Source organism: Cryobacterium sp. TMT4-31 (assembly GCF_004403385.1).
In the GTDB taxonomy this organism is placed as follows: Bacteria; Actinomycetota; Actinomycetes; order Actinomycetales; family Microbacteriaceae; genus Cryobacterium; species Cryobacterium zongtaii.
Genome location: NZ_SOGI01000053.1, coordinates 17,981 through 29,319, shown reverse-complemented (window position 1 = coordinate 29,319; position 11,339 = coordinate 17,981). Strand labels below are relative to the sequence as shown.

10 protein-coding genes are annotated in these 11,339 nt (G+C 68.6%); 8 read left to right on the top strand and 2 right to left on the bottom strand.

What is annotated here, in order from left to right; all coding sequences use genetic code 11:
- Positions 1 to 8: 8 nt before the first annotated feature.
- Positions 9 to 233 carry a hypothetical protein gene (locus E3T19_RS12050; protein ID WP_133159732.1) on the top strand — a complete coding sequence of 75 codons (225 nt, stop codon included), beginning with the start codon at positions 9 to 11 and terminating at the stop codon, positions 231 to 233.
- Between the two features lie 129 nt (positions 234 to 362).
- Here the strand turns inward: E3T19_RS12050 and E3T19_RS12045 are convergent, their stop codons facing one another.
- Both E3T19_RS12045 and E3T19_RS12040 read right to left on the bottom strand, forming a co-directional pair.
- The gene (locus E3T19_RS12045) at positions 363 to 1,685 is read right to left on the bottom strand and encodes a DUF1254 domain-containing protein (RefSeq protein WP_134408916.1); all 1,323 of its coding nucleotides are present in this window, start codon (positions 1,683 to 1,685) and stop codon (positions 363 to 365) included.
- Positions 1,686 to 1,865: 180 nt separating this feature from the next.
- Entirely contained in the window at positions 1,866 to 2,276 is a 411-nt protein-coding gene (locus E3T19_RS12040; protein ID WP_134408915.1) for a DUF3054 domain-containing protein, read from the bottom strand.
- 162 nt (positions 2,277 to 2,438) lie between these two features.
- Here E3T19_RS12040 and sucC point away from each other — a divergent pair, with 162 nt between their 5' ends.
- The 7 genes from sucC to E3T19_RS12005 all read left to right on the top strand — a co-directional run bounded on the left by sucC (position 2,439) and on the right by E3T19_RS12005 (position 11,197).
- Entirely contained in the window at positions 2,439 to 3,608 is a 1,170-nt protein-coding gene (sucC, locus tag E3T19_RS12035; RefSeq protein ID WP_103432187.1) for an ADP-forming succinate--CoA ligase subunit beta, read from the top strand.
- 9 nt (positions 3,609 to 3,617) lie between these two features.
- Positions 3,618 to 4,505: a succinate--CoA ligase subunit alpha gene (gene sucD, locus E3T19_RS12030; RefSeq protein ID WP_088457117.1), complete on the top strand. Its 888-nt coding sequence runs from the start codon at positions 3,618 to 3,620 to the stop codon at positions 4,503 to 4,505.
- Between the two features lie 124 nt (positions 4,506 to 4,629).
- Positions 4,630 to 6,189, top strand: a complete 1,560-nt coding sequence (locus E3T19_RS12025; protein ID WP_134408914.1) for an APC family permease — start codon at positions 4,630 to 4,632, stop codon at positions 6,187 to 6,189.
- An 82-nt stretch (positions 6,190 to 6,271) separates the two neighbouring features.
- On the top strand, positions 6,272 to 7,531 hold the full coding sequence (locus E3T19_RS12020; protein ID WP_174776717.1) for a DUF6350 family protein: 1,260 nt from the start codon (positions 6,272 to 6,274) through the stop codon (positions 7,529 to 7,531).
- A 9-nt stretch (positions 7,532 to 7,540) separates the two neighbouring features.
- Positions 7,541 to 8,134 carry a phosphoribosylglycinamide formyltransferase gene (purN, locus tag E3T19_RS12015; protein ID WP_134408927.1) on the top strand — a complete coding sequence of 198 codons (594 nt, stop codon included), beginning with the start codon at positions 7,541 to 7,543 and terminating at the stop codon, positions 8,132 to 8,134.
- Positions 8,131 to 9,813, top strand: a complete 1,683-nt coding sequence (purH, locus tag E3T19_RS12010) for a bifunctional phosphoribosylaminoimidazolecarboxamide formyltransferase/IMP cyclohydrolase (RefSeq protein ID WP_088457115.1) — start codon at positions 8,131 to 8,133, stop codon at positions 9,811 to 9,813. Before purN ends, purH begins: the two co-directional genes overlap by 4 nt.
- Before the next feature lie 163 nt (positions 9,814 to 9,976).
- Entirely contained in the window at positions 9,977 to 11,197 is a 1,221-nt protein-coding gene (locus tag E3T19_RS12005) for a mechanosensitive ion channel family protein (RefSeq protein WP_241980198.1), read from the top strand.
- Positions 11,198 to 11,339: the final 142 nt, after the last annotated feature.

The window sequence follows — 11,339 nt, the reverse complement described above, 5'->3', positions numbered from 1 at the left end:
GTTCGATCATGACCCAGGAATCCGACGGCCTGTGGCCGCACGACCCCGAGGCGCTCGACGATAACCGCGTCGTCGACGACCTTGAGATCCCCGCGGACGAAGAGCTGCTTCCCAACGCCGAGGACATCGCGCCGACCGACGTGGAGACCACCGACGAGTGGGGCGACGACGCCGACAACCGGCTCGTCGACCTCGGCGACGACACTGACGATGACGAGTCCGTCGACCGCTGACCCTGGTGGGACGGATCGGCAGCGTCGCGCCTGGGCGACTGCTCGTGCGGGGCCTCGTGCGGCTGACGGCCGTTTATCAGGACATCGGTCGAAAAAAGGGATGCTGCGTCCGATCCCGTCCTGGTAAAGTCACTTTTTCCTTACCTCCAGCCGGGTGACCGCCGGGGGCACCCAGGCGCCGTCGAGCACCTCGCGGCGAGGGCCGTACAGGCGCATCGTCACCCCGAGCGGCCCCAGCGGCGCCGGCAGCCAGTTGGCGATCAAGTCATCCGCCGGCCGCTCGTGCTGCAGGACCAGGTCGAGGGACCCGTCGGCGTTGTAGTGCAGTGCATCCGTGTCGCCGATCGCGTACCTGTCGATCGGGTTGGCGGCCGGGAAACCGTCCGCGTCGTACATGGTCAGGGACCAGAACGCGTCGACGGGCGGCAGCTCGTGCCTCTCGAAATGCAGCCGATAGCGGTTCCCTCCGTCGAGGGGCCGGCCGTCGGCATCCGTCATGAGGATCGGGTAGACCGCGTCCTCCGGCGGGTTCGCGCCGAGGCCCACCAGCGCGACCACGGCGCGCTTGAGGTAGTCGTTGCCGTAGTTGCCCATGGTCTCCACGTTGAGCAACCAGCCGTTCACACGCCGGCCCATCAGCGGCAGGGTGGCCAGCATGGTCGCCCTGGCCTCGGCCACCCCGTCCTCCAACAACGCGGTGTCCGCCGCATCCAGCCGCGCGCTGTCGAAGGACAGACCCGGCACGATGCCGAGGTGCCGGATCCGGGCCAGGACCGAGAAGTCGGTCCCGTGCACCGGCACGGTCCGCAACGCCGAGGCGGCGCGGCGGAAGAACTCCACACCGCTCAGCTGGGCCACCGTGCGCAACGGCGGAGTGGTCGAGTCCACCGTCGGGTCGAGCGGAAACTCCACGTATTCCGGCGGCAGGGTGAGCGACAGCTGGTCTTGCAGCGCCCGCACCACCGGGTAGTCGTCGACACCGTTGGTCTGGAACCGGCCCACGACCCAGACGTGCGGGGTGGGCGCCTGGATGAGGGCGTGGCCGTCCGGCGGCTCGCCCGACCAGCCGGGCGGCACCACGAGGATCTCCAGCGCCGCGGTCCCCGTGGTGCGCTTGCCCGGGTTGGCGAAGACCTCGGTCCACATGTCGATCAGGGGCAACAGGTAGTAGCGGTCGGCTGTGTCGGGCAGGTGGATCACGAGAGGGCCCGCGCCGAGCTCGAGCCAGGCGATCGAATAGAGGGTGTCGAAGTTGGGCCGCACGACGTCGCGGAACTCGGCCGCCGGGAAGCTGCGGGTATGCACGAAGGTGTTCTCGGGACCCCGGCCGAAGATGCGTCCCGGCGCCGTGTTGATGCTCTGCTGCCGGGTGACCTCCATCAGCACCAGCGGGTACAGGTAGAGGTAGGCCTCCTCGGCCAGGGTCTTCGGGTCGATCGACAGGGTGCTCATGAGTGATCCTCCTGCGGGGTCGGGCCACCCGGGGATGCCAGGGCGAGCGAACCGTTCGCAGATATTGTGGCCCAGCCCGGCGGCCGGGCACAGGGCATCGGCGGGGTCGGGGCGCGCGAGCGGGCCGGGTATCGCCGGCACGTCACCGGGTTTCGACAAGCTCAACCCGCGAGGGCAGGCTCAACCAGCGAGGCGGGAGCCCTCTACGGATGCGCCGCGGCGGCGCTGGCGTTGCACTAACAGCGCGATGGCGCGCCAACCGAGCAGGAACACCCCGAGGACGAGGAAGGTCACAATCACAAAGCTGAGCTGCACGCCCTGACCGCTGACGACTCGTAGCAGCATCGCCACGACTACGGTGATCAGCCACACGCCCACCCCGGTCCAGACGATCCGCAGCGGTGTGCGCCGGGCCGTAAGAACCAGCCAGGCAACGACCAGACCGGCCAGGAACGGCCACCAGGTGACCAGCACGCCCCAGAGGCCCTCACCGTGGCTGGCCCGACCGATCACCACGAAGAGCAGCAGCACGGCCGCATCCAGACCTGCCGCAAGCGAAACGATGGCGAGGCTGGCATTGCGATTCGGCATGGGCCCAGAATACCGGCGCTCGACCAGCGGGCACGGCCGCTCATCTGAGAAGGTAGAGTTTGAGATGGTCAGTATCTCTCGACGTCGAGCTAGTTTCGCGCCGGGAGCCAGACCACACCTACCCCATGCACGGAACGCTATGACGCGGATTGGAAGAGCAGCGTGGATCTTTACGAATACCAGGCCAGAGACCTGTTTGAGCAGTATGGAGTCCCGGTTCTGCCGGGCATCATCGCAGACACGCCCGAGGAGGTGCGCGCCGCAGCCGAGAAGCTCGGCGGTGTCGTCGTCGTCAAGGCGCAGGTCAAGGTCGGCGGCCGCGGCAAGGCCGGCGGCGTGAAGGTCGCCAAGACCCCGGATGAAGCCGAAGCCGCCGGGCGCGCCATTCTGGGCCTGGACATCAAGGGGCACACCGTGCACCGGGTGATGGTCGCCGGGGGAGCCCGCATCAAGCAGGAGTTCTACTTCTCCGTGCTGCTGGACCGTTCCAACCGCTCCTACCTCTCGCTCGCCAGCTACGAGGGCGGCGTGGAGATCGAGGTCCTCGCGGTGGAGAAGCCCGAGGCTCTCGCCTACGTGGCCATCGACCCCACCGCCGGCATCGACCTGGCCAAGGCCAAGGAGATCGCCGTCCAGGCGAAGTTCCCGGCCGAGCTGGTTGACAAGGTCGCCCCGGTCTTCGTGCAGCTGTACAGCGTGTTCGCCGGCGAAGACGCCACCCTCGTCGAGGTCAACCCGCTGGTGCTCACCGAAGAGGGCGACATCATCGCCCTGGACGGCAAGGTCACCATCGACGAGAACGCCGGCTTCCGCCACCCGGGCCACGCCGCGCTCGAGGACAAGGCCGCCGCCGACCCGCTCGAGGCCAAGGCCAAGCAGAACGACCTCAACTACGTGAAGCTCGACGGCGAGGTCGGCATCATCGGCAACGGCGCCGGGCTGGTCATGTCCACCCTCGACGTGGTCGCCTACGCCGGCGAGGAGCACGGCGGCGTCAAGCCGGCCAACTTCCTCGACATCGGCGGCGGAGCATCCGCTGCCGTCATGGCCGCCGGCCTCGACGTGATTCTCGGCGACCCGCAGGTCAAGAGCGTCTTCGTCAACGTCTTCGGCGGCATCACCGCCTGCGACGCCGTGGCCCACGGCATCGTCGGCGCGCTCGCCACCCTCGGCGACGCCGCGAACAAGCCCCTCGTGGTGCGCCTCGACGGCAACAACGTCGAAGAAGGCCGCCGCATCCTCAACGAGGCCAACCACCCGCTGGTCACCCTGGCCGCCACCATGGACGAGGGCGCCGCCAAGGCCGCCGAACTCGCCAACGCCGCGAAGTAAGGGAACAGAATGTCAATCTTCCTCAACAAGGACTCCAAGGTCATCGTTCAGGGCATCACCGGCGGCGAGGGCACCAAGCACACCGCCCTGATGCTCAAGGCCGGTACCCAGATCGTCGGCGGCGTCAACGCCCGCAAGGCCGGCACCACCGTCACCCACGGCGACGTCGAACTGCCCGTCTTCGGCACGGTTGCCGAAGCCATGGAGAAGACCGGCGCGGATGTCTCCATCGCGTTCGTGCCGCCGGCCTTCACCAAGGACGCTGTTCTCGAAGCGATCGACGCCGAAATCGGCCTGCTCGTGATCATCACCGAGGGCGTGCCCGTGCAGGACTCCGCCGAGTTCTGGGCCTACGCCCAGGAGAAGGGCAACAAGACCCGCATCATCGGGCCGAACTGCCCCGGCATCATCACGCCCGGTGAGGCGCTCGTGGGCATCACGCCGGCGAACATCACCGGCAAGGGACCGGTCGGCCTGGTCTCCAAGTCGGGCACCCTGACCTACCAGATGATGTACGAGCTGCGCGACCTGGGCTTCTCCACCGCCATCGGCATCGGCGGCGACCCGATCATCGGCACCACCCACATCGACGCGCTCGCCGCGTTCGAGGCCGACCCGGAGACCCTCGCGATCGTCATGATCGGCGAGATCGGCGGCGACGCCGAGGAGAAGGCCGCCGAGTACATCAAGGCACACGTCACCAAGCCTGTCGTGGGCTATGTGGCCGGCTTCACCGCACCGGAGGGCAAGACCATGGGCCACGCCGGCGCCATCGTCTCCGACGGGGCAGGAACCGCGCAGGGAAAGAAGGAGGCCCTCGAGGCCGCCGGGGTCAAGGTCGGCAAGACGCCGAGCGAGACCGCGACCCTGCTGCGCGAGGTCCTCGCCGCGCTGTAGACCGCACCGAACGACGAAGGGCCCGCCGATCCGGCGGGCCCTTTGTCGCGCGCGGGGCGGCGAGTACTATGCACGCACGCGTGTACCCGCACAAGCGGATGCCGCGGCCTTCGATCGGAGGACCATGTCCCGCAACGACGCTACGGCCCCGGTCCGGCCCGAGCCCGCCCCCGCCTCGGGCAAGGGCCTGGCCGCCGGAACGCTGGGCCTATTCGGCTCCACGGTCATCGGGCTCGCTTCCACGGCCCCGGTGTACTCCCTGGCCGCCACGCTGGGTTTTGTGGTGCTCGCCGTGGGTGCGCAGGCCCCCGTGGTGTTCGTCATCGCGTTCATCCCGATGCTGCTGGTGGCGTTCGCCTACCGGGAGCTGAACCGGGACATCCCCGACTGCGGCACGACGTTCACCTGGGCGACCAAGGCGTTCGGCCCGTGGGTGGGCTGGATGGGCGGCTGGGGTGTGGCGGTGGCCGGCATCGTGGTGCTCGGCAACCTCGCCCAGATCGGCGGAATCTACTTCTGGCTGCTGGTGGCGCCGGACCTGGCCGAGAACGCGCTTCTCGTGACCCTCACCGGGGTGGTATTCATCGCTCTGATGGTGTGGGTGAGCTACCGGGGCATCGAGATCGGCGAAAAGCTGCAGAACGTGCTGCTGGGCTTCCAGTACCTGGCGCTGATCCTCTTCACGGTGTTTACCCTGTGGGCGGTGTTCGACGGCTCCGCCCCGGCCGGCTCGACCACCCCGCAGGCGGAGTGGTTCAACCCGTTCGCCCTCACCTCGTTCTCCGGCCTTGTCGAGGGCGTGCTGCTGGCCCTGTTCATCTACTGGGGCTGGGACACCTGCCTGTCGCTGAACGAGGAGACCAAGGATCCCAAACGGATCCCGGGCCAGGCGGCGGTGCTGACCACGATCATCCTGCTGGTCACCTACGTGGGCGTCGCCGTCGCGGCCATGGCCTACGCCGGCCTCGGCACCGAGGGATTCGGCCTCGGCAACGAGGGCAACGCCGATGACGTCTTCTTTGCGCTCAAGGACGCCGTGTTCGGGCCGTGGGCCTGGCTGCTCGTGGCCGCCGTGATGATCTCGGCGATCTCGTCGACCCAGACCACCATCCTGCCCACCGCCCGGGGAACCCTCGCGATGGCCGTCTACAAGGCCCTGCCGAGCCGGTTCGCCCAGGTGCACCCGCGCTTCCACACCCCGTCCTTCTCCACCCTGATCATGGGCACCGTCGCGGTGGCCTTCTACGTGGGAATGACCCTGGTCAGCTCCAACATCCTCAACGACACCATCCTCTCCCTGGGCCTGGCGATCGCGTTCTACTACGCCATCACCGGCTACGCCTGCGTCTGGTACTTCCGGCACGACCTGTTCACCAGCTGGCGCAACGCCTGGATGCGCTTCGTCTTCCCGATGCTCGGGTCGCTGCTGCTCACCGCGGCGTTCGGGTTCTCGGTGTGGGACATGCTCGATCCCGACTACGGCTACACGGTGCTGTTCGGCGTCGGCGGTGTCTTCGTGGTCGGCGTCGGGTCGCTGTTGTTCGGGGTGCTGCTGATGATCGTCTGGTCGTTCTTCGCCGGCGCCAAGCCGTTCTTCCGCGGCGAGTCGCTCAACCGGGACACCGCGGTGCTGGTGCCCGACGAGGATCTGCCGGTGATCCGGTCGGTGGACGGCGGGATCTAAGGCGGATTCGCCGGGGATTCGGCCCGAGCCCGGCGGGGTACGACGAACCCGAAGCCGGGCCAGGATAAGCTCCCTCTCGGATATGAACCGTATAACGACTGCACTGCTCGCCGCGCTCGAGGCGCTCATTGTCGTCGCCATCGGAGTGGGCATCGCCCTGGTGCCGCTCACGATCCTGTGGGGCACCCACTACGGTCTGGGCATCGACTGGTTCGTCTTCTGGCGTGCCGCCGTGGACGTCTGGCTGCTCGGCAACGGCGTCGACCTCGCGGTGCAGCTGCCTGTCGACGTCTCGGCCTCGCTGGGCCTGGCCGGCGCAGAACTGCCGTTCACCCTGAGCATCGCGCTGCTCGGTTTCGCCCTGCTCTCGGTGCTGTTGGGTGTGCGCACCGGCCGCCGCGCCGCCGGCACCGAGTACAGTCTCACCGCGGCAGGTGTGGCCGTGCTCAGTTATGGGATGCTCGCCGCGCTGCTCACCTTCTCCGCCGGAACCGCCGTCGTCACACCGGCGCCGGTGCAGGGCATCCTGCTGCCCACCCTGGTCTTCGCCACCGGTGTGCTGATCGGCCTGGCCGGTGCGAACCGCACGGCCGGGACGGTGCTGCCGGACCGGGTGAGACGACCGGTCGCCAACCAGCTGGCCCGGATCCCCGCCGAACTGCGCAGCCAGCTCGGCACCGCGCTCCGCGGTGGCACCGCCGTCGTCGCCGGCATCATGGTCGTCTCCGCCGTGGCCGTGTGCGTGTCGGTGCTGGCCAATTTCGCCACCGTGATCGGGCTCTACGAGACTCTGCAGGCCGGGGTGATGGGCGGCATCGCCCTCACGATCGGGCAGCTCGCTTTCATCCCGAACGTCGTCGTCTGGGCGGCCAGCTGGTTCGTCGGCCCCGGGATCGCCCTCGGCACCGGCAACAGCGTCTCCCCGCTCGGCACGACGCTCGGCTCCGTGCCCGGCCTGCCGCTGTTCGGCGCGCTGCCGAACGGCACCCTGGAGTTCGGTTTCCTGGGCCTGCTCGTTCCGGTGCTGATCGGCTTCGTGGTGGCGGTGCTCGTGCGGCAAAGCGTCGACAAGCGCGCCAACGCCCTGCACGGCACGGCGCGGATGGTCGGCACCGGTGCCCTGATGGGCGTTGTCGCCGGCATCCTGCTTGGCCTGCTCGCCTGGTGGTCGGCCGGGGCGATGGGACCGGGGCGGCTCGCCGAAGTCGGTCCCAACCCGCTGCTCGTCGGGGCGTTGACCGCCCTGGAGGTGGGCATCGCCGCCGCACTCGGTATGCTCGTCGGTGGCCGACGGGCCCGGAGCACGGACTCCGGTGCCGAGGAACTCTCAACGAAACGGTAGGCTCGGATGGTGCTGTCACTGGTCGTATTGATCTCCGGCGGAGGCTCGAACCTGCGCGCGCTTCTCGAGGCGTCCGCCGATGCGGAGTTCCCCGCCCGGGTGATCGCCATCGGTGCAGACCGCGACGCCGAGGGGCTCGCGCTCGGCGAGGAATTCGGCATCCCGACCTTCACGGTGCCGTTCGCCTCCTACGCCGACCGTGACGCGTGGGGCGACGCGCTGCTCGAGCAGATCCAGCACTGGGAGCCCGACCTCACCGTGCTCAGCGGCTTCATGCGGCTGCTGCCGCCGCGGGTCGTCGGCGCACTGTCGCCGCACCTGATCAACACCCATCCCGCCTACCTGCCCGAGTTCCCCGGCGCCCACGGGGTGCGCGACGCGCTCGCCGCCGGGGCGACCCAGACGGGCGCCAGCATCATTGTTGTCGACAACGGCGTGGACGACGGACCGATCGTGAGCCAGGAACGGGTGCCGGTGTTGACCGACGACACCCAGGATTCGCTGCACGACCGCATCAAACTCGTCGAACGCCGCCTGCTCGTGCGGGCCGTGCTCGACATCGCCAACGGACACGTCGATCTCAAGGAGCATTCCCCCATATGAGCGGTCACACCAACGCCCGGAGCCTCTACCGCGACCGGGACGTCATTCCCGTGCAGCGCGCGCTGATCTCGGTTTCAGACAAGACCGGCCTGGTCGAACTGGCCAACGCCCTGGCCGCCGCCGGGGTCGAGATGGTCTCCACCGGTTCCACCGCCGCCACCATCCGTGACGCCGGCCACGACGTGACGGATGTCGCCGCCGTCACCGGGTTCCCGGAGTCGCTCGACGGCCGGGTGAAGACCCTGCACCCGAGCGTGCACGCCGGCATCCTCGCCGACCTGCGCCTCGAGGCGCACGAGAACCAGCTCGCCGACCTGTCGATCGCCCCGTTCCAGCTCGTGGTGGTGAACCTGTACCCGTTCGTCGAAACCGTCGAGTCGGGTGCGGAACCCGCCGACGTGATCGAGCAGATCGACATCGGCGGCCCGGCGCTGGTGCGTGCCTCCGCCAAGAACCACCCCAACGTGGCCATCGTCGTGGACCCGGAGAACTACCCGGAGATCATCACGGCCGTCGGCGCCGGCGGCAGCACCCTTCGGCTGCGGCAGAAGCTGGCCTCGCTCGCGTTCGAACACACCGCCAACTACGACCTGAGTGTGTCGGCCTGGTTCACCGAGAACGTCTACGACCAGTGGCAGGACGACGCGGAGTCGCTCGGCGAGGAGATCCTCGAGGCGTTCGACTCCATCGTCGGCGCCGACAGCGATGACCCCACCGACCTGCTGTTCCCGGAGACCCTCGCGATCGAAGCCAGCCGCGGGGCCGTGCTGCGATACGGCGAGAACTCGCACCAGGCCGCAGCTCTCTACCTCGGCGAGGGCGGCCAGGGCATCGCCCAGGCCGTGCAGCTGCACGGCAAGGAGATGTCCTACAACAACTACGTCGACGCGGATGCCGCCGTGCGCGCCGCGTTCGACTTCAGCGAACCGGCCGTGGCGATCATCAAGCACGCCAACCCGTGCGGCATCGCCGTGGCGAACCCCAAGGCCCCCGACGCCATCGCGTCTGCGCACCACCGTGCGCATGACTGCGACCCGGTCTCCGCGTTCGGCGGGGTCATCGCGGCCAACCGCGTCGTCACGCTGGGTATGGCCGAGACGGTCAGCCAGATTTTCACCGAGGTGCTCGTTGCGCCCGGCTTCGAGCCGGCCGCGTTCGAGCTGCTCAGCGCGAAAAAGAACATCCGTCTGCTCGAGCTGCCGGCCGACTACCGTCGTTCGTCGCTGGAGCTGCGCCAGATCTCCGGCGGCCTGCTCGTGCAGGAGACCGACACCTTCGACACCCTGGACACCTCCGAGTGGCGCCTGGTGTCGGGCCCCGAGGTCGACGACGCCACGCGCGCCGACCTCGAGTTCGCCTGGAAGGCCTGCCGTGCGGTGAAGTCCAACGCGATCCTGCTCGCGCACGCCGGCGCATCCGTGGGTGTGGGCATGGGCCAGGTCAACCGGGTCGATTCGTGCCACCTGGCCGTGAGTCGGGCGGGGGAGCGGGCCGAAGGCGCCGTGGCCGCGTCCGACGCGTTCTTCCCGTTCGCCGACGGTCTCGAGGTGCTGCTGGAGGCCGGCGTGACCGCGGTCGTGCAGCCCGGCGGTTCGGTGCGCGACGAGGAGGTCATCGCCGCGGCGACGGCCGCCGGTGTGTCGATGTACTTCACCGGGGAGCGCCACTTCTTCCACTGACCGTGAGGCAGTGACCTGACGCCGGGCGCGGCATCCGTATCTCTCGGATGTCGCCCCGGCGTTCGTCGTTGTGTGGCTCTTCTCAGTCTGGGCTGACATGATGGGAGGTCCACGTGACACCGCCGTTGCAGTCCTCCTCAGACCTGACACGGAAAGGTCCCTTGTGATCGAAGTTTTCGGGCTGTCCCTGCCCGCTTTCCCGGTTGCCGTTGTCGCGGCGATCGTTCTCGCCCTCGCGATCACCGCGATCGCCGCCTTCTCCTTCCGCATGGTCGGCAAGCGCAGATCCTGGGCGCGGGTGCTCGTGAAGCTGATCCGGGTGCCGTTCCGCATGACCGTGCTGATCGGCGCGCTGTGGCTGGCTGTCGCCGGCTACCTCGATGTGCCCGAAGCTTGGGAGGCCACGGTGGGCTTCGTCTTCCGGGCCCTGTTCATCGGCAGCGCCACCTGGCTGCTGTGCGCGCTGCTGTATTACGCCGAGGAAATCACCGCCAACAAGTACCGCATCGACGTGCGCGACAACCGGGTGGCCCGCCGGGTACGCACCCAGCTGCGGATGCTGCGCCGCATCGGCGTTGTGATCATCATCATCTGCGCCATCGGCACGGTGTTGCTGAGCATTCCCGGCGCCGCGACCGTGGGTGCGAGCCTGTTCGCCTCCGCCGGCCTGCTCAGTGTCGTGGCAGGCCTGGCCGCCCAGTCCACCCTGGCGAACATCTTCGCCGGTATGCAGCTGGCGTTCAACAACGCGCTGCGGGTCGACGACGTCGTGATCGTCGAGGGCGAGTGGGGCAAGATCGAGGAGATCACCCTCACTTACATCGTCGTGCACATCTGGGACGACCGGCGGATGGTGCTGCCGTCCACCTACTTCACCACCACCCCGTTCCAGAACTGGACCCGGCACAACAGCGAACTGCTGGGCCAGATTGACTTCGACCTGGACTGGCGTGTCAACCCCGCCGCGATGCGCGACGAGCTCAACCGGGTCGTCGCCCAGACCGACCTGTGGGACGGCCGGGCTGTCGTTCTTCAGGTGACGGATGCCGTGGGCGGCTTCGTGCGCGTGCGGGTGCTCGTGACGGCGCAGGACGCACCCACCCTGTTCGACCTGCGCTGCTTCGTGCGGGAGAACCTGATCGACTGGGTCAACGCCGAGAACCCCGATGCCCTGCCGCTGAACCGTGTCGAGGTGCGCCAGCAGCCGGAGACCCCGCCGGTGCGCCCGTCGAGCCACTCGCGCAAGCCCGCGCGCCCGGTGATCGAGGCGCCGGGACTGTTCTCCGGCGACGAGGGTGGCAAGGAACGCGCCCAGCACTTCACTGAGTCCATCACCGTGCAGGACTGGGAAGACGCCCCCGAGACCCTGCCCGCGCCGCGCTAGTCTGGCGCCCTCCGTCGGGCCGCCATCGTGCGGCATCCTGCCTCGTCGCGGCGCGTTTAGGCGAGGTTTGTGGCAACTGACAGAGGTGGCGTTCGCCGACTTGCGGCATCCGGCCCCTTCGCGCCGAACGAAAGGGCACTTT

What these genes read in the sequence shown, in the direction of transcription:
- E3T19_RS12050 (WP_133159732.1), top strand. Translation starts at nt 9, where the DNA reads ATGACCCAGGAATCCGACGGCCTGTGGCCGCACGACCCCGAGGCGCTC.
- E3T19_RS12045 (WP_134408916.1), bottom strand. Translation starts at nt 1,685, where the DNA reads ATGAGCACCCTGTCGATCGACCCGAAGACCCTGGCCGAGGAGGCCTAC.
- E3T19_RS12040 (WP_134408915.1), bottom strand. Translation starts at nt 2,276, where the DNA reads ATGCCGAATCGCAATGCCAGCCTCGCCATCGTTTCGCTTGCGGCAGGT.
- sucD (WP_088457117.1), top strand. Translation starts at nt 3,618, where the DNA reads ATGTCAATCTTCCTCAACAAGGACTCCAAGGTCATCGTTCAGGGCATC.
- E3T19_RS12025 (WP_134408914.1), top strand. Translation starts at nt 4,630, where the DNA reads ATGTCCCGCAACGACGCTACGGCCCCGGTCCGGCCCGAGCCCGCCCCC.
- E3T19_RS12020 (WP_174776717.1), top strand. Translation starts at nt 6,272, where the DNA reads ATGAACCGTATAACGACTGCACTGCTCGCCGCGCTCGAGGCGCTCATT.
- purH (WP_088457115.1), top strand. Translation starts at nt 8,131, where the DNA reads ATGAGCGGTCACACCAACGCCCGGAGCCTCTACCGCGACCGGGACGTC.